We start from the raw sequence: 16674 nt of genomic DNA, 5'->3' as shown, positions 1-16674 counted from the left end.
TGTCAGGCCTCGTCGAGGTCGTGTCTGGGGGCGCTCCGGGTCGCCCATGCGGCTCCCAGGTCTGCCAGCTGCGCTTCGATGCATTCCACATCGAGCCGGATCTTCCCGCCGCCTGCGAAATCCAGCAGGATGCGGCCGGCCGGCGCCTCGGTTTCCTCGAACCGAATGGCGAGCAGGACCAGAACGGCGTCTTTCGCATCCTGACGCAGACCCGTCACGGCGACCTTTTCCACCCTGTCGAAATGGAGCGCGGCGCGCCGGCGCTCGAACGCCTTCGCGCCCTCGCGCGCGCCTTCGCGCACGAAGCGGTTCATGGCGAGGACGAACCGGTTTTCAGAACCGAGCCAGCGCAGATCACCGATCTTCAGGACGGCATCCTGCACATGGGCGGAAAGGACGGCGAGATCGTCGCCGTCAAGAGCGACAAGCTTCAAGTCGGACATCGGACCATGACTGTTTGACGGAACGCACGCGACAGGCCGTCAGCGGCCCGCCGCGCTAGAGGTAGTCGCTCCGAGGCTCCAGCGCAACGGTCTGCGGTATTGCGCCGGCGCGACGTATGCTCACGACGCGGCGATACGCTCGATCTCGGCGCCACAGCGGCGCAGCTTTTCCTCAAGCCGCTCGAAGCCGCGATCGAGGTGATAGACGCGGTTGACCGTCGTCTCGCCCTGTGCGGCAAGACCCGCGATGACCAGCGAGACGGAGGCGCGCAGATCCGTCGCCATGACGGGGGCACCGTTCAGCGTCTCCACCCCGGTCACCGTCGCGACCTGTCCGTCGAGATGGATATCGGCGCCGAGACGGGCCAGCTCCTGCACATGCATGAAGCGGTTTTCGAAGATTGTCTCGGTGATGCGCGAGGTGCCCTTGGCGCGCGTCATCAGCGCCATGAACTGGGCCTGCAGGTCGGTGGGAAAGCCGGGAAACGGCTCGGTCCTCACATCGACCGGGGCGATGCCGGATCCGTTGCGCTTCACGCGAATACCGGAATTGGTCGCGGTGATTTCCGCGCCCGTGCCGCGCAATGTCTCAAGCGCGCTTTCCAGCAGATCGGCACGCGCGCCCTCCAGCATCACATCGCCGCCGGTCATCGCGACCGCCATGGCATAGGTGCCGGTTTCGATGCGATCGGGAACGACGCGGTGGGTGTGGCCGGTCAGCCGGTCGACGCCCTGGATGTGGATGGTCTCGGTGCCCGCACCCTCGATCTTCGCGCCCATGCCGATGAGGCATTCCGCCAGATCGGCGATTTCCGGTTCGCGGGCGGCGTTCTCGATCACCGTTTCGCCGCGCGCAAGCGCAGCGGCCATCATCACCACATGGGTCGCGCCGACGGAAACCTTCGGAAAGGCCACCCGGTTGCCGATCAGGCCCTTGTCGGCACGCGCGTTCACGTAACCGCCCTCGATCTCGATATCTGCGCCCAGTGCCCGCAGCCCGTCGATGAAGAAATCGACCGGCCTCGTGCCGATGGCACAGCCGCCGGGCAGCGAAACCCGCGCCTGGCCCATGCGCGCCAGAAGCGGCCCGATAACCCAGAAACTCGCCCGCATGGTCGAGACCAGTTCGTAGGGCGCGGTGGTGTCGACGATGGTGGAGGCGTTCAGATGCACGGTCTGGCCGGTCATCGCGTCCTCGCCGACGCGCTTGCCGTTGACCGAATAGTCGACGCCGTGATTCGACAGGATGTGGGTAAGCTGGGCGACGTCGCGCAGCCGCGGCACGTTTTCCAGCGTCAGCGTCTCGTCGGTGAGCAGGCTGGCGATCATCAGCGGCAGCGCCGCGTTCTTTGCGCCGGAGATGGGCAGGCTGCCATTGAGTTGATGGCCGCCGACGATCCTGATCTTGTCCATTCAAGGCCCCGATATGCGTCACGCCGTCCGGCTCGGGCCCGGCCGCGAAAAAACGCGCAAGCACGGGGCAGGCGAACGGCGGGTCTGGTGATGAGCGCGCGATTTGCGCACGCCGAGGGCCCTTTCATGGTGTGGCCCGTCCCGTTGAGGGCTGCTCTAGCCCAAGCTTGTGGCCGAGACAAGGCATTGCGGCTGCCCCGCTTGTCCCCCTGTGCGGCCCGTGTTCCGGCCAGATCCGGGCGGCCGATGCTTGGCCGGAACGCCCGGCGCATTCGGTGCCGGGCGGCGGAACGATCCGTTGGCCGCCTTACGAATCGCCGTCGGTCTCGTTTTCCCTGGCATCATCGTTATCTGTCGCGGCGGTGCGCCGACCGCGCTGTTGCTGCTTGCGTCGCTTGAGATTGGCGCGCAACGCCTCGGCCAGCCGTTCCTCGCGGGCAACGCGCTTGTCCTGCCGGGGCTTGTCCTGTCCCGGGTTCTTCAGGTCTCCCGCAGGATCGTTCGCGCTGAGGGAAGAGGAGGGCGCGCGTGTCGTATCGTCAGGATCGCTCATGCTGGTTTCTTATCGGACAAACGGGTGGGGTGGAAACGAAAAACGGCTGAACTGTGCTGAAAAGGGCTCCTGCCGGGCGGCAGTGGCGGTGGGGTGTCTGGGCTCTTTGCGGTGGGCCGGCGCGCGGGAGGGAGAACAGATTCATCAACAGACTTATGGAAAAGCACATAGAAGCTCCATGCCCTCTTGCGCCCACCGTCCTCCTATGGCAAAAGCGCCGCGTCCGATGGACTTGCGGGCCTCACCCGCGACGCGCACCCCGCGCACCGATCTTCGAAAGAGTTCTTCTTCGAAAGACCGGGGTCCGATGTGACAAGAGTGCTGCCGTAGCTCAGGGGTAGAGCACTCCCTTGGTAAGGGAGAGGTCGAGAGTTCGAATCTCTCTGGCAGCACCATAACTTAGCACTTTTTCTGTTTTGGGCTTGTCCCGGTTTTGTCCATAGCGGCGCCCCGTCCACGTGCAAAAGCGCTCCTGACAGATAGAGTGCCATTCTCGGAATGCGTGTAAGTGTCGAGGAGCACGTGCGGACTAGACCAGCGCCCTTGATCGGCAACCGTGCGTGGATCCAATCCCTGACGAACGATCAATTCCGTCCCGAAGCCATGGCGTCCGGCTGAGTGTGGGGGGAGGTATTCAATACCAGCTCGTGCGCATGCTGACTTCCAAGCCTTGTAAACGCCCCAGCGCTGTTGGTATCCGAAGACACGTCCATTGCGCGCGGGAAGTTTCTTCAGCGTCTCGACCATTTCCGGCATAAGCGATACCCATTGTGCCGGATGGCCTTTTGCTGCCGGCATCCAGATGCGGCCCTTTTCAAAGTCCAAATCGCTAGGCTTGACGCCGATAGCCTGCGAGACGCGAGCGCCGGTCGTAAACATAAAAAGCGCCATTGCGCTGAGATAGCGGTTTGCCTCCAGCTGGAATGCAAGCAGCCATTCCCATGAGCCGGGTGTCTTTGCCTGCCGGCTCTGCTTACCGCGCGCTTCATCCTGGGCGGTGCGTTCCTGGCTGGTGTATGTCTTGACCCGGATTGGATTCGCTTTGCCCAATTGGTGAGCGTTGTTGATCACAGCGCATATCGGTGTGACCACTTGTCGGCGCCATGTATCAACGGAAGCTTTGGGATAGATTGTTGCCCCAAGGTTGCGGATCAACGTCGGCTTGATGGCCTTGACTTTCATCCCGCCGATGTGGGGAACAACCTTTATCAGGAATTTGGCCTCTGCCGGCTTTGCCTTGTAGAGCATGATCGCGGCGGCGAACGTTAGTTCGTCCGCTTCTGTTGGTGCATCGTCGCCAAGGATTGCGCGTTGCCGCGCACGCCTTTCGATTTCCGCCTTCTTTGCTTCTGCGACTGCGCAGTCAGATGTGCCAAGGCTTCGCTTGAGGTAACCGTCAACGCCGTCAACACGGCCTCTGATCCACCATTTATTGCCTCTTTGGAAGAGTTTGAGCGGCATTGCTTAGCCTCAAAGATACGATCGATATGTTCGTTGGTCAGGATCACGGTGTGACCAAGGGTAAAGTAGGCACCCAGCTTGCGTGCCTGTTCGCGCAAGGTACGCTCTGAAATTTTGATGCCCTGTTCCGAAAAAGTTTCTACCCATTGTGCTGGTGTCCTGCCGAGTTCAAGCGTTCGTGGCAGGTGATGTGCATCCCTGGTCATTCTTTCGTTGCCCTGCCTTGGCTTTTCATCGTCTCACCATTTCCCCGTTCATCTTCCGCTTCCAGCCGGACGCGCGGCTGCCCGGAATGGCGGGGCCCTTGCGCGTCCTGATGCCGTGGTTCTTGTCCTGCTGGCGGACGGTCTTTGCCGCCAGCGGAATGTCGTGCCGGGTCGTCTTGAAGCGGTGACAGGCCGGGCAGACGGCGGCGCAATTGGCGAGGCTGTTATCCTTGCTGTTGGCGTCCAGATCGATGTGATCGAACTCGACACCATAGGCGAGGTCACGCCCGCAGCGCTGGCCGGCCGGCAGTCCGTACCATGTGCCGACCGCCTCGCATTTGCCCTTGGAGCGATGCAGCGCCTCGCGCTTGGTCGGCTTTGTGAACTCCCGCCGGCTCATGCCGCCATTCCCGCGTTGCGCTTGATGCCCGCTACATCGCGGGGCTTCTCGGTTGCAGCGTCAAGAAGTGGAATGGGCTTCGCGACCGGCTGGTCGGTTCCGGGAAAATTGAGGTCAGGGACGGCTATCTCGGAAATCATCGGGCCGATGAAGAGCTTGAAAGTCTCGGGAAATTTCAGGAAAAGCAGCGCGAAAATCGTTCGAGACCCAATAAAAACAATGGGTTAGAATCTCCACGGTCTGACCATACAGAACCAGAACCAGATAGTACCCCCCTTACCCCCCAAGCGGGGGGCGAGACAGTGGTCGTTTCTGAAAAGCCCAAAACACGCAAACCGGGAACGCCGAAGCCGCCAGAGGAATACACCGATGGCTTCCTGACGTTCTGGAACGCATTTCCTCCCCAGCAGGGCGGCTCGAAGGAGCAGGCGTTCAAAAACTGGTGGCGCGCTATCCATGCCGGGTTCAGCGAACAGGAAATCCTCGCTGGGGCGAAAGCCTATGCCGAGGAATGCTGCGGTCGCGAGCCGCGCTTCATCAAGCGGGCCAGCAATTGGATTACTGATCGCCGCTGGCAGGATTACGCGGGATTGGCGCCCAAGCCCGAAGTCGCAGCCGTCACCCTCAACGGCCGCACCTACACCGCTCAGAGCATCAAGCGCGTGGTCTTCGAGGCCCTGACGGGCGTCCGATCGTGGCCAGCCGACAAGCTCGGTCCAGAACCGGGCAAGCCGGGCTGCGCGATCCCGCCGGAACTCGTTGCCGAGGTCCGGTCGATCATCGCTGAGCGCTCGAAGCCCAAATCCGAAATCATCCCGTTTCAGCCGCGCATGATCGCTTGAGAAAGGCTCACAGATGACCAGCAAACAAACAGGGCCGTACATCGACGGGCGCAGCTACGCAGAGCCGAAGCCGCTTGATGAGAGGCAGGAATTCCTCTGGTTGGCCGGCGATGCCGAGCGGCGGCTGAAAGCCCGTGCGGCCGACGAGGAGTTCCTTCGGCGGGCTCTCCATCATCACCGGGACCGGGCAATCGAGATCCTGCGCGATGGCCGCATGCACGACGACGCGGCGCCCGCATTCTCAGAGGTCGAAGCGCACTTCAACGCGCAACGCTTTGAGGAAATGGGCCGGCGTATCGAGTGGGCGGCATAGGGGGCAGGGGGAAGCATGGAAAAGCGCTGGTACGTCATCCAGTCCAATCCGCGCTGCGAGCGTCGGGCGATTGTCTCACTCGCAGAGGCCGGAATTGAAGCCTTCTGCCCGATGCAGCGGGTTCGCCGCAAGCGGGTGATTTGCGGCAAGAGGCGGACGAAGGATATCGAGATGCCGCTGTTCAGCGGATACGTGTTCGTGGCGTTCCCGGCGGATGATCTGGCGTTCGGAGCGGCGCGCAAATGCGATGGCGTTGCGCAGTTCATCGCGGCGCACGGGCGGCCGGTCGAGATCCGCGCGGATCGCGTCGAAGCGCTTCAGGTCGCCCAGGACATGGGCATGTTCGATTTCCGCAAAGCCCGTCAGCGGGTGCAGTTCGAGATCGGGGAACGGGTCGTCATCCGCTCGGGATGGCTGGATGGGCAGGAGGCGACGGTGGAAGTCGTGAACAGCAAGACAATCGGCGTGTCGCTGGAGACGGGCTTGCGGGTGGTGGTGGACTTTGAGGGGGTGGAGAAGGCGGCTTAGCTATGGGGAAAGTGAATATGGTCTATAATTGATCGCGCAGCTTGACCTTGTTAATTTTCTGCGCCACAAATGTGGTGGCTAAAATTAACATGGTGATTCCAAATGCGGCCTGAGCTGGTTGAAGGCAGAATCCTTGATGACCCGGATGAGGTGGCGAGTTTTCTAACAGAAAACAATCTCACCCGAGAGGGCATCCTGGCCGTTCGCGATGCGGCTTACGTTCAGAGGATTGACTGTAGTCCGCTCATGGCGGTCAACGCGCCCGGCACTTTCGCCTATCATTATGGCGTGTTGGAGATGCGCGTTCAGTTTTTGGGCCAGTATTGGGATATTTCCCGTGAAGGCGGAATAGAAGCCATCATAAATCCACAAAAGAATACCAAGATTGTTTTCCAAAATGTGGACGTTGCATGTTCTCGCCTAATTGACCCCAAGCCGCGATCGGAAAAGGGGGCGGGAGTGGAGCGAGAGTGTCAGGGGAATCTATTTGAATTCTACGGCATTTCTACTCCCAAGAAGATTCGAGCTCCTAAGGCAGGAACGGCAGTTCATTTCATCATGGTTGATGATCGCGGGGCTGTTGAAGTGTCTCGCCCTGTGATTGAGGACAAGAAATTCACCGGTTTCATTGAGAGAGTGTTTGTGTCGGACGGTGCGGACTTGGATGCACAGGAAGTGCTTCCATCTGGCCCGCTTGACCAGCCGGTTGATGATTTTGATGTGCAGGTTCGCAGACGTAGCGAATAAGATCATGTTTAATAGGAAGCGTTTAACTTTGGCGCGAGAGCGCCGAGGGCTTACTGGTATTCAGCTAGCCGAGAAGGCCAAGCTGACAGCTATCACGATCTCGCGTCTTGAAAGTGGGCAAACTAAGCAGCCTGACAGCGAAACTGTATACCAAATAGCGCTAGCTTTAAATTATCCGATCGATTTCTTTTACAGAGAAACGCCTGAGGAGCTGGACCCAGATACTGTGAGCTTCCGAAGCCTAAAAAAGATGAGCGCCAAACAAAAAAACGCAGCACTTTGGGCCGGGTCACTGGGGCTGGAACTTTACGATCTCATAGAAGGCATATATCAGCTCCCAAATCCGGATTTACCAGAGTTCGGCGGGCAAATTGATGCGGAGAGTGCGGCGCGGGCAGTACGCCAACATTGGGGGCTTGGTGAACGCCCGATTGGCAATGTTCTTCATCTCCTCGAGTCTAAGGGGATTCGCGTTCTTTCTCTTGAGGAAGATAATTCGAACGTAGATGCGTATTCGTTTTGGAGAGATGGACATCCATTTGTATTTTTAAATACTTATAAGACAGCAGAGCACACGATTTTTGACTGTGGGCATGAGCTCGGCCATTTGGTGCTTCATAAGCATGGTGGTCCGAAGCCAACAAAGTCAGCTGAGGTCGAGGCAAATAGGTTCTCTTCCGCTTTCTTAATGCCGGAGCATGATGTGCGGGCCGCTATCCCCCGCCGCCTTATTAGTGCGCGGCGTATTGTCGAAGCAAAGAAACGGTGGAAGGTTTCGGCAATGGCATTGACTGTTCGGCTCCACCAAATCGGCTTGTTGTCTGACTGGCAATACCGATCGCTGTGCATAGAGCTTGGAAAACTTGGTTACAGAACTGGCGAAAAGGTGGGGATGGAGCGTGAAAAATCTCTTATTTGGCAAAAGATTTTATCAGATCTTTGGGCGAGACACCTTACAAAGGAAGATTTAGCGAAGAAAATAAACCTTCCCTACGATGAAGTCGAACGGTTGATATTCCAGTTAGCCGGCGATATGCCAAAGAAGCAACAGTGGACGCATACATTAAAAGAGGTAAAAACACATTGATATAGCAATGGGATGGTTCAATCTAAGAGTCCGTTTTGAAATTCACGGATGTGCATTTCTTCGGATTAGGTTGCCGCCCATTGCGATGAGGATCATGGCATGTGAGACGTCGATGCGCTTCTCGTAGTCTCGCACGAGGCGGCGCCAGCGGATCATCCAGCCGAAGGTGCGTTCCACCACCCAGCGGCGCGGCAGGACCTGGAAGCCCTTCTGATCGCCGGAACGGCGGATGATCTCGACGACGAAGTCCAGATAGGCCGCCTTGTCCATCAGCTTAAGCCGGTCGTAGGCGCCGTCGGCGAACAGATGCTTCACCCATGGCCAGCGCTTGCGGATGGCATCGAGGACCATTTGGGCGCCGGCGCTGTCGGAGATGTCGGCGGGGGTGAGATTGACCATTAGCAGCCGCCCGTCGGTGTCAACGGCGATGTGGCGCTTGCGCCCAACGATCTTCTTGCCCGCGTCGTACCCCCTTGTTTCTGCGTGCGGCGCCTTGACGGACTGGCTGTCGATCACGCCCGCCGTGGGGCTCGCCTCGCGCCCCGAACGCTCGCGGTCGACCATCAGCGCCACATCGTGGATCGTCTGGAACAGGAAGCGGCGCGCCAGTTCGCGGAACCAGCCGTAGACGGTCTGCCAGGGGCCGAAGTGGATCGGCAGCATTCGCCAGCCACAGCCCGAGCGCACCAGGTAGCGCACGGCGTTGATGACCTCCCGGAAATCAACCTCACGCGGACGCCCGCGACGGCCGGGCTTGGGCATCAGCGGCGCGATCTGCTCCCATTCCTCGTCCGTCAGATCGGAAGGGTAACGTTTGGTCTTTTTGGCGATCTTGACCATTCGCCCACGGCTCTGCTCTGTCCACATCAAGAGCTTGAATCATAACATCGAACGCCGCGAAACCCCTGAACGCCGATTTTCCAAACAGCCTCTAACAGCGTGCCCGTCGCCATGATTTGAACACCAAGACTACCTGAGATCCCGCATGACGTTACCCCCCCATGCATTTTTCAATTTGATGGAGACGTATAGGGGGGGGCTATGGCAGGGGGGCGGGGTCTGACGAGGAGTTCGCGGGAGATCACAGTCAGGCAAAATTGCCAATCCGCTCGCTGCAGATGGCAAGCATTCTCTCTGCCTTGCCTCCGATTTCGTCGTCAATACCCGGCAGGTCGGGAATTTTGATTTCCTCGACGCCTTCGCTCAGGCCCGCAAGCGCCTCGTCAATCGCCCGGTTCGCGGCTGACGCGGACAGACCTGCGGTCGCTGCCATCTTGAGAAAGTCGGCGCGACGCAGGCGATCATCCTTGCCGTTGATCTTCAGTGCCATGCGGTCGTGTTCGAGGCCGGGAAACACGACCGTGGTTACAGCATCATAGAGCGGCGCAAGCCGCACGGTCTCAAAGGTGCATGCATCCGGCTGCGCGATCTTGAGCAGCGCGAGATTCTTCAGGTGCATGTCTCCGTCAGCGATAAGCCATGCGAACAATGCCCGCTTGAGCACGAGCAGCAGATCGGCTTCTGGATCGCTCGACAGTGGCCGCACTGCGCGTGCAAGTCGTTCGATCGTGCCGTCATACTTCGCTTCGGGTGGGAGATCGAGGACGGAGCATAGATCTTCGAGGACAAGTCGCCGTTTGTCGTCGGCGGAGGTGCGGATATCGAACCGCTCGATAATCAACGCAGGCGGCATGCCGTCCGGCATGCTGGTCAACGCTGTCGCCGGGACCTCAAGCCCGGCATAAGGGCCAAGCGCCATGGCAAGATATTCGATCACGGGCAGGGCCTGAAATCCGCTTGTTCCTGCGGGTTTGAGAATATGCGTGAATGGCAGCCCGGTACTGGGAACGAGCGCTCCGTCATCGCCGAGGAACATCGGAGCCTTGATTTGCACGCCGGAGAGACGCGGCGTGTCGGGACTGGCGTAAAGACGCGCGAGCTTCTCTTCGAAACTCTGCTCGATATCGTCGCGCTTCGGCCCAGCATAGGTGCCGGTGAAGATGCCATCCTCTTCAAAGTTTGCCAGCCGGTTGACCAGAATATCGGCCGGCAATGCGTTCAATTCGCCCGCCTTGTTGCTGATGGTGATGTTTGACATATAGCGCTTGCCGGAGCGCAAAATGGTGCGCTCGTCATTGCCCTTGAGGACGCGTTCCAGCCACCCTTCGGGCAAGAGAGAGAGAATGAAGGGGGGCAATTTGCCAGGCACGCGCTGCTGAATCAGCGGAAGGTCGAACCCTTCATCCTGCTTCCAGCGCCATTCAAAGCCGTCATACAGAAGATGCCCGATGTGTGTTCCGTGCCAGGCGACGATGAAATCAAGTGCGGCCGCGTTTCGTACTTCGTGTATTGCCGGGGTGTGCAGCAAGTGGCGCTCGGCCTGCTCGCCTTCTCGGTACCATTGGTTCTCACGCGCAAGCGCCCAGAGCGCGTCGGCGGCGGCTTTTGCATCGCCATATTCGGCAATCAGCCGCCGCGACATGTCGGCTCTCATCGCGTCATCGATCGAGGCGGCATGTTCGCTGCGCTGGCGAAAGGCTTCGAGGAAGCGCTGGCGAATGGATGATACATTGACCTGGAACTCCCCCATGCCGTCATCGATGGTGGCGGTGGAGGTGGCGGGATGATCCGGCGCCGCGTTCTGGATGATTTCCAGGGTTCTTATCCGGGTGCGCTGATTGCGCGGCCCGCTGATGAAGAGCCGGCCATCGCGCGTCGGGGCGAGAAGGACGGCACTGGCTGCGGAGAGGTAGGCGCGCGGATAGAGATAGCGGGCGATCCTGATGGCATGGCGGAGAACATCCGCATCGGCATCGGTGTCAGCATCGACATAGATGCCGCGCATGAGTTGTACGACCTTGCCGGTTTCGGCCTGATAGTGGGCGCGGGCCTTGTCGAGGTTTTCACCAACGAGATAGAGCAATTTTCTAACTTTCCCGTATTTCATATACGCGAAAGTTAGAATTTTGAGACCCTTGTGTCAATGAATTCTAACTTTCCCGTATCTCACATACGCGAAAGTTAGAATTCTCTGCCCATCTTGCGGACGCTCATTCCGCCGGAACGGGCCTCTGTGGATCCTTCCCGATCCGGCCGCACGTTTCGATATAGTCATCCACGGCTTCACGGAAGCTTGCCCGCAGTGTCTCGACATTCTCGGCATGGAAGCCGACGCCGTCGCGAGTGCCGGCTATCTGACTGAACAGGATACCGTCTTCGTCATACTCGATGTGAGCGGAGTAGCCCTTGTAGGTCATGCTGCCTCGGGGTTCCTCGTTGTGGGCTTCACGCTGCATTCAGATCACGCCGCGCAAGGTCTGCAAGATAGGCTGAGCGCGTCAGCTTCCTCAATAGCATCGAGTAGGCCCGCATCCAGGGTGATGTTTGCCTTTTTTGTCCGGCCTGACAGCGTGAGCCACGGCACGGCGATAAGGAAAGCGCCCTTTGCCAGTTCGGCTTTGACCTCTGGATCATTGTTGATCTCGATGACGGACCTAGCCTGAGGCGCTGCCTCGTCCTCAAGGTACAGTGCCAGGGCCTCTTGCGCATTCGTGATCAAGTCTTCCTCGGAATCGGCTGCGGAAAAGCAGCCCGGGAGATCCGGAAACTGAATGCCGAAGGCGCTTCCTTCGTCCTGATGGACAAGAGCGAAATAGAGCTGCATTGTCTAACCGCTCCCGTTTTGCACGCCTTGAGTGCAAGCGCGACAAGGTCTTTCGTGCTTATGCTGCTTCAGGGTTCCTCGTGGAGGGCTTCACGCTGATTTCCAGACCTAGGGCCTTCATTACGCCTAGGAGAGTTGATAGACGCGGGTCCCCGGTCTTGCTGAGGGCTCGATAGAGCGCTTCGCGGGTAACGCCTGCTTCTCGTGCAACGTTGGCCATCCCCTTGGACTTGGCGATATCGCCCAGGGCGGCTGTCATGAGCTTGGGGTCGCCGTCCTCAAAGACAGCCTCCAGATAGGCGGCGATATCTTCAGGCGTGTTGAGGCGGTTTTGAACGTCCCATTTTTCAAGAGCATCGATTTTTCTCATATCCATCAGTCCAGCTCCTTCTTCAGCTGTTTTGCCTTCGCGATGTCGGCGGACTGAGTTGACTTGTCGCCACCGCAGAGCAGAACGATAAATGTCTCGCCGGCCTTTACGAAATACAGGCGATAGCCTGGGCCGTAATGGATCCGGCTTTCGCTTACGCCTTCGCCAACGGGTTTGACGTCTCCCAAATTGCCGAGCGACAGTTTCCGAATTCGGGCATCAATGCGGGCGATCGCCGAGCGGTCCTTGAGCTTCGCAAGCCACTTTTTGAATTCGGGATGCTGACGAACATCGATCATGTGTGAAATATAAGTTACATGTTTTGGCATGGCAAGTGGCGTCTACAGGCTGGTGTGGCAGAACCTCCTCTTATACCGCAGTTCTTGACATGATCACTTTAAATTCCTATTTTGTTCTCGTGATTTGCAGGGCTGACGCGTTCGTGCCCCGGTCGCGCTGGCAGGCGATAGCCGTTTGACGCAGTGAATGCGGAGCCAGCCGCGAGGGGGAATGCGCCCTGAGTTATCTTCCCCATCCGGGACAACAATATCGGATCGGCTGGAGCGAGCGTCTATTACCATTGGGGCGTCTCCGACAGGATCGACCCGGAATACAACGTCTTCCTTGACGACGATCCGGATATCCGCGAGGCGACGCAAGCCCATCCCGATGCCTTTGACGACGTGTTCAACGTGGAGGAAGCGCGGGCCAAGGTGGTGCAGCTGGACGCGGAAGAGGCGCGCAACAGGCGACTGGCCGCGAGCGGCTGGGCCGGCAGCCTGACGGGCGACCTGCTGGCGGCCGTGCTGGATCCCACCATGTTGATCCCCGGCGGCGCCATCGTTCGCAGCGGCAAGCTCGGGTACTCCGCGACGAAAACCGCGCTCATGGCGAGCGGTGCGGCCGGCGTTGGCGCCGCTGTTCAGGAGGCCGGTTTGCAGTCCACGCAGGATTTGCGGTCGGCCTCGGAAAGCATGACCAATATCGGCGGTTCGGTAATCCTCGGCGGGCTTCTGGGGGCTGGCGCCGCGCGGTGGCTGTCGCATGGCGAATTCCAGCGTGCCGGCGATCAGCTGGTGAAGGACCTGACGGGAGAGGTTGCGGATCCGGTCGCGGCTTCCAATGCCGTCATAGCCAGGATGCGCTCGGCCGGTGCCGCCGCCGTTGAGGAGGCCGGACGGGCCACGCTTGAGGATCTGGGGGTAGGGGGCTCAAAAGCCGCCCAGGCAGTTGCGCGCGCAACGGCTGCGGCCCGGATCAACCCCGGCGTGGAGACCATGTTCAGCCCGTTTCAGACGACGCGGGCGGCCTACGCCCGTCTCGTGGACAATCCGATCTACACGAAAATGAACATGGAAGGCCGGTCGCTCGGCAGTGATCTGACGCACGGCGGCGACATCTCGTCCACCGGGGCGAGTGTCGAGAACCTGGTGAAGTACTATGAGCGCGGCGCGGTTGCCGAGTATCTGCGCGGTGAAAAGAAGCTCTACCGGGCGGCACGCAAGGCCGGGCAATGGAAGGGCCGGCGCCGCGAGTTCACGCAGGCCGTCGCCTATGCTGCCCGGCGTGGTGATGCCGACCCGAACGGCAACGAGTTCGTGACGCAAGCCGCGCAACTGGCGCGTCAGAAGATCTTTGATCCTCTCCTGAAACGCATGCAGGAATTGCGCATCCTGCCCGAAAACCTGCACCTCGACACCGCTCTCAGTTACCTGACGCGTGTCTATGACCGGCCAAAGATCATCGCCCGTGCGGCCGAGTTCAAGGCGATCGTGCGAAGGCATGTTTCGGGTGCCGTTCGCAGTGCGCAGGACCGGCAGGAGGAAATCCGCATCGCGCGGACCATCAACAAGGCCACCGATCTCGATGACGAGCTTGCGCGCGCTCACACGCGCCTGAAGAACGTGGAAGGCCGTCTGGCGAAGCGGAAGTCCGCGCGCGCACGAAAGGTCGATTTGATCCGCAAGGAGGAGGGCAAGCGGTTCGACGTGCTGCAAGATCGAGTCCCGCGCTCGGTGCTCGACGTGGCGAAGTCCATGCGCCATGACGACGCGATCATGAAGGATGTGGCGCGGGTTGGCCGCGCGCGCCCGTCGCGCGCCCGGTACCCGATCCTCGGCATCCTGAAGGCGCATGGCGGCGTGCGCGCCGATTCCGATCTGGCAGCCGAATTGCGCCATATGGGGGTAACCCACAAGACCGTGCCGGGCCTTCTGCGCAAGGAGGCGGGCTTGCGCGATATCGACAATCTCGTGGCGGGCGAAGACCCGTTGCTTGCGCGCATGTCCGACCCAGACAGCGGCTATGTCGATCGAGACGAGGTGCTGGCCGCGATCCGGGACGAGTTGGGCGGCAATCCTCTGCGCGAGGGCGATGAACTGGCGGAAGAGGCGGCTCGGGATGCGCTGGAACAGAATGTCGAGCATTGGCTCGACAGTATCGGGCTGTCCCCGAATGCGAGTGTGAAAGAGGTCGGCCAATACCTCGACAATGCGGTCAGGGCGGAACATCAGCTAACGGATCTCGACAAGCGCATTGCCGCGATGAACCGCGACCTGGAGGATTTCGACCGGCTGACCGACGATGTCGCTAAAGAACAGACAATTGCCGGCGCGTCTGCCGACAAGCTGGCGGACGAGTTGAACGAGCTTGAAGCGCGGATCAACGAGGTGCGCCAGTACGCCAATGGCTCCCGGCGCGTGTCTATCCTGGTTGACTATGCCGACGCCCGGAAAGGGCTGGGGCAGGTGAAGGCCCGGCAATCGCGTTTGGGCAAGCGTATCGAGGAGCTGGAGGCCGTTCCCGCAGGCAAGGTCACGCCGGAAATCGCGGCCGAGCTGCGTGCGCTCCGGCACGATAAGAATGGTGTCGATGGGCGAGTTATCAAAGGCGAGGCCAAAGTCGAGAAGCTGAAGCCCTATTTGCCCAAGGATGCCGGGGACGATCTGGATTTCATTTCGCCGGAAGATTTCAACGAGTACGTGAACGAGATCGTCAACTCGGTTTATGACAACGTCACGGGCAACGGTCAGGGGGATATGCCGCAATGGCTCACCCCGGCAACGCGGGGCCCGCTCAAGGGCCGCACCCTCCATATCCCCGACGTGGAACTCGAAGGCTTCCTCGTCAACGACATGGACGCCATCACCCGCCAATACGCGCGAACGGTCGGGGCCGAGGTGGAGTTGACCGCGAAGTTTGGCCGGGCCGACATGCGCGACCAGTTCCAGGCGCTGAAGGATGAATATCATCAGAGGCTCAATGCGGCGAAGACGGAAGCAGAGCGCAAGAGACTGACGAAGGCGTTCGAGCGGGACGAACTCAACCTCTCGGCGTTTCGCGACATGATCCGGGGCACATATCGCTCAGCCGAACAAAATTCCAACTGGGGGAGGCTGACGCGGGCCGCGCTGACGTTCAATTACATGCGGCTGTTGGGCGGTGTGGCGCTCTCCAGCCTGTCGGACCTGTCGCGTTCCGTCGCCGTGCACGGCGTGCGCGCCACGATGCGGGACGGGCTGCCCATTCTTGTCTCGCGCCTCAAGGCGGCGAAGATCTCCCGGGCCGATGCGCGGGCTCTCGGGGCGGTTACGGAAACCGTGCTGCAGACGCGGCTGGCGCAATTGGCGGAACTGACGGACCCGTATGCCTACGGCTCCACGTTCGAGCGGTTTCTCTCCAATTCCTCCAACGTGTTTTCGCGGCTGACCTTTCTGGGCGCGTGGAACGACACCATGAAGACCATGGCGTCGGTAATGACGCAAAACCGGATCATGCGGAACGCGCTCCGGCCCGGCGCCATGTCGAGAGAAGAGCGGGCCTATATGGCCTATCTGGGTTTCGATGAGGAGATGATGCACCGAGTTGCCGCGCAGTTTCGTTCGCACGGCGTGCGGGAGAAGAACGTCTACGGCGCCAATGTCGAAGCCTGGGACGATGGTGTCGCGCGCCGGGCCTTTGCCGCGGCGTTGAACAAGGATGTCGATCGGACGATCGTCACAAAGGGCGTGGCCGATACACCTCTGTGGACGCATTCCAACTGGGGCAAGGTCGTCACGCAGTTCCAGTCCTTCGCCCTTGCCAGCCATCAGCGCGTGTTGATTGCCGGCTTGCAGGAGCGCCCGCACCGGCTGGCCGAACAGATGGTGTTCTCGACCGCGCTGGGCATGCTCGTCTCGTGGGCGAAGTACAAGGAGCGCGGCGACGACGACCGGGCCGAGCGGCTGCTGGACAATCCGGGCGAGTGGATCGTCAACGGCCTCGATCGCTCCGGGCTGCTGGCGATCCCGTTTCAGATCTCCAACACCATGGACAAGATCGGCGTGAGTCATGTGGGGCCGGTCCCGCTCACGATCACGTCGGCGTTGCAGACAGCGGCCGGCGATCGGGACACGGGCGGCACGGTTTCGCGCTACGCCTCACGCAATTCCATGGGCGCCCTTTTCGGGCCGAGTGTGGGGCTCGTCCAGGATCTGGTGACGATCGCCTCACAGGTGGCAAGGGGCGAGGTCAACAGGCAGGGGGCGAAGGCGATGCTTCGCCTTGTGCCCGGCGGCACGCTGCCCGGAGCACGCACGCTGCTGAATACTGAGGTCAGACCCGCGCTTGAAAACGCGGTGGAATGAACTCGCTCAATAGGGCAGGTGG

General features: G+C 60.3%; 16 protein-coding genes, 1 tRNA gene and 1 pseudogene. 7 read left to right on the top strand and 11 right to left on the bottom strand.

Features of this window, described 5'->3' with window-relative positions; translation table 11 throughout:
- Positions 1–2: 2 nt before the first annotated feature.
- The 3 genes from C8N35_RS00475 to C8N35_RS00465 form a co-directional block, all read right to left on the bottom strand.
- Positions 3–443 carry a DUF2948 family protein gene (locus C8N35_RS00475; RefSeq protein ID WP_107987683.1) on the bottom strand — a complete coding sequence of 147 codons (441 nt, stop codon included), beginning with the start codon at positions 441–443 and terminating at the stop codon, positions 3–5.
- A 120-nt stretch (positions 444–563) separates the two neighbouring features.
- A complete protein-coding gene (gene murA / locus C8N35_RS00470; RefSeq protein WP_107987682.1) occupies positions 564–1856 on the bottom strand; it encodes a UDP-N-acetylglucosamine 1-carboxyvinyltransferase in 1293 nt (430 codons plus the stop codon).
- Positions 1857–2163: 307 nt separating this feature from the next.
- Positions 2164–2409, bottom strand: a complete 246-nt coding sequence (locus C8N35_RS00465; protein WP_107987681.1) for a hypothetical protein — start codon at positions 2407–2409, stop codon at positions 2164–2166.
- Positions 2410–2729: 320 nt separating this feature from the next.
- Between C8N35_RS00465 and C8N35_RS00460 the strand changes: the two genes are divergently transcribed.
- A tRNA-Thr gene (locus tag C8N35_RS00460) sits at positions 2730–2804 on the top strand.
- A 4-nt stretch (positions 2805–2808) separates the two neighbouring features.
- Here C8N35_RS00460 and C8N35_RS00455 read toward each other — a convergent pair.
- Together C8N35_RS00455 and C8N35_RS00450 are read right to left on the bottom strand one after the other, a co-directional pair.
- Positions 2809–3870 carry a site-specific integrase gene (locus C8N35_RS00455; RefSeq protein ID WP_107987680.1) on the bottom strand — a complete coding sequence of 354 codons (1062 nt, stop codon included), beginning with the start codon at positions 3868–3870 and terminating at the stop codon, positions 2809–2811.
- 231 nt (positions 3871–4101) lie between these two features.
- Complete coding sequence (locus C8N35_RS00450) at positions 4102–4476, bottom strand: HNH endonuclease signature motif containing protein (RefSeq protein WP_107987679.1); 375 nt, start codon at positions 4474–4476, stop codon at positions 4102–4104.
- Positions 4477–4778: 302 nt separating this feature from the next.
- Here C8N35_RS00450 and C8N35_RS00445 point away from each other — a divergent pair, with 302 nt between their 5' ends.
- The 5 genes from C8N35_RS00445 to C8N35_RS00425 all read left to right on the top strand — a co-directional run bounded on the left by C8N35_RS00445 (position 4779) and on the right by C8N35_RS00425 (position 7993).
- Entirely contained in the window at positions 4779–5318 is a 540-nt protein-coding gene (locus tag C8N35_RS00445; RefSeq protein WP_107987678.1) for a hypothetical protein, read from the top strand.
- Between the two features lie 13 nt (positions 5319–5331).
- Entirely contained in the window at positions 5332–5631 is a 300-nt protein-coding gene (locus C8N35_RS00440) for a hypothetical protein (RefSeq protein ID WP_107987677.1), read from the top strand.
- A 15-nt stretch (positions 5632–5646) separates the two neighbouring features.
- Positions 5647–6159 (top strand): transcription termination/antitermination protein NusG, encoded by a 513-nt coding sequence (gene nusG, locus C8N35_RS00435; RefSeq protein ID WP_107987676.1) that lies wholly within the window; start codon positions 5647–5649, stop codon positions 6157–6159.
- Between the two features lie 102 nt (positions 6160–6261).
- Positions 6262–6906: a hypothetical protein gene (locus tag C8N35_RS00430; RefSeq protein WP_107987675.1), complete on the top strand. Its 645-nt coding sequence runs from the start codon at positions 6262–6264 to the stop codon at positions 6904–6906.
- A gap of 4 nt (positions 6907–6910) precedes the next feature.
- Positions 6911–7993 (top strand): helix-turn-helix domain-containing protein, encoded by a 1083-nt coding sequence (locus tag C8N35_RS00425; RefSeq protein ID WP_107987674.1) that lies wholly within the window; start codon positions 6911–6913, stop codon positions 7991–7993.
- A gap of 42 nt (positions 7994–8035) precedes the next feature.
- On the opposite strand, the gene C8N35_RS00420 is transcribed toward C8N35_RS00425, so the two are convergent.
- From C8N35_RS00420 to C8N35_RS00395, 6 genes and pseudogenes are all read right to left on the bottom strand, one after another.
- A complete protein-coding gene (locus C8N35_RS00420) occupies positions 8036–8860 on the bottom strand; it encodes an IS5 family transposase (RefSeq protein ID WP_107987673.1) in 825 nt (274 codons plus the stop codon).
- A 220-nt stretch (positions 8861–9080) separates the two neighbouring features.
- Complete coding sequence (locus C8N35_RS00415; RefSeq protein WP_107987672.1) at positions 9081–10940, bottom strand: type II toxin-antitoxin system HipA family toxin; 1860 nt, start codon at positions 10938–10940, stop codon at positions 9081–9083.
- Between the two features lie 103 nt (positions 10941–11043).
- Positions 11044–11289 carry a type II toxin-antitoxin system HicB family antitoxin gene (locus C8N35_RS00410; RefSeq protein WP_211200018.1) on the bottom strand — a complete coding sequence of 82 codons (246 nt, stop codon included), beginning with the start codon at positions 11287–11289 and terminating at the stop codon, positions 11044–11046.
- Positions 11279–11657: pseudogene (locus tag C8N35_RS00405) on the bottom strand (type II toxin-antitoxin system HicB family antitoxin). Before C8N35_RS00405 ends, C8N35_RS00410 begins: the two are co-directional and overlap by 11 nt.
- A gap of 58 nt (positions 11658–11715) precedes the next feature.
- Entirely contained in the window at positions 11716–12033 is a 318-nt protein-coding gene (locus C8N35_RS00400) for an addiction module antidote protein (protein ID WP_107987670.1), read from the bottom strand.
- Entirely contained in the window at positions 12033–12326 is a 294-nt protein-coding gene (locus tag C8N35_RS00395) for a type II toxin-antitoxin system RelE/ParE family toxin (protein WP_107987669.1), read from the bottom strand. The genes C8N35_RS00400 and C8N35_RS00395 overlap by 1 nt, the downstream gene beginning before the upstream one ends.
- A gap of 384 nt (positions 12327–12710) precedes the next feature.
- Between C8N35_RS00395 and C8N35_RS00390 the strand changes: the two genes are divergently transcribed.
- Positions 12711–16652, top strand: coding sequence for a hypothetical protein (locus C8N35_RS00390; protein ID WP_107987668.1), 3942 nt, complete (start codon positions 12711–12713; stop codon positions 16650–16652).
- Positions 16653–16674 lie beyond the last annotated feature (22 nt).

The sequence above is a fragment of the Breoghania corrubedonensis genome (assembly GCF_003053845.1).
Taxonomy (GTDB): domain Bacteria; phylum Pseudomonadota; class Alphaproteobacteria; order Rhizobiales; family Stappiaceae; genus Breoghania; species Breoghania corrubedonensis.
The sequence above is the reverse complement of the archived record's forward strand: the minus strand, read 5'-3'. Positions and strand labels throughout refer to the sequence as shown.

What these genes read in the sequence shown, in the direction of transcription:
- C8N35_RS00415 (WP_107987672.1), bottom strand. Translation starts at nt 10,940, where the DNA reads ATGAAATACGGGAAAGTTAGAAAATTGCTCTATCTCGTTGGTGAAAAC.
- C8N35_RS00420 (WP_107987673.1), bottom strand. Translation starts at nt 8,860, where the DNA reads ATGTGGACAGAGCAGAGCCGTGGGCGAATGGTCAAGATCGCCAAAAAG.
- C8N35_RS00465 (WP_107987681.1), bottom strand. Translation starts at nt 2,409, where the DNA reads ATGAGCGATCCTGACGATACGACACGCGCGCCCTCCTCTTCCCTCAGC.
- C8N35_RS00475 (WP_107987683.1), bottom strand. Translation starts at nt 443, where the DNA reads ATGTCCGACTTGAAGCTTGTCGCTCTTGACGGCGACGATCTCGCCGTC.
- murA (WP_107987682.1), bottom strand. Translation starts at nt 1,856, where the DNA reads ATGGACAAGATCAGGATCGTCGGCGGCCATCAACTCAATGGCAGCCTG.
- C8N35_RS00400 (WP_107987670.1), bottom strand. Translation starts at nt 12,033, where the DNA reads ATGGATATGAGAAAAATCGATGCTCTTGAAAAATGGGACGTTCAAAAC.
- C8N35_RS00410 (WP_211200018.1), bottom strand. Translation starts at nt 11,289, where the DNA reads ATGCAGCGTGAAGCCCACAACGAGGAACCCCGAGGCAGCATGACCTAC.
- C8N35_RS00455 (WP_107987680.1), bottom strand. Translation starts at nt 3,870, where the DNA reads ATGCCGCTCAAACTCTTCCAAAGAGGCAATAAATGGTGGATCAGAGGC.
- C8N35_RS00430 (WP_107987675.1), top strand. Translation starts at nt 6,262, where the DNA reads ATGCGGCCTGAGCTGGTTGAAGGCAGAATCCTTGATGACCCGGATGAG.
- C8N35_RS00440 (WP_107987677.1), top strand. Translation starts at nt 5,332, where the DNA reads ATGACCAGCAAACAAACAGGGCCGTACATCGACGGGCGCAGCTACGCA.
- C8N35_RS00425 (WP_107987674.1), top strand. Translation starts at nt 6,911, where the DNA reads ATGTTTAATAGGAAGCGTTTAACTTTGGCGCGAGAGCGCCGAGGGCTT.
- C8N35_RS00395 (WP_107987669.1), bottom strand. Translation starts at nt 12,326, where the DNA reads ATGATCGATGTTCGTCAGCATCCCGAATTCAAAAAGTGGCTTGCGAAG.
- nusG (WP_107987676.1), top strand. Translation starts at nt 5,647, where the DNA reads ATGGAAAAGCGCTGGTACGTCATCCAGTCCAATCCGCGCTGCGAGCGT.
- C8N35_RS00450 (WP_107987679.1), bottom strand. Translation starts at nt 4,476, where the DNA reads ATGAGCCGGCGGGAGTTCACAAAGCCGACCAAGCGCGAGGCGCTGCAT.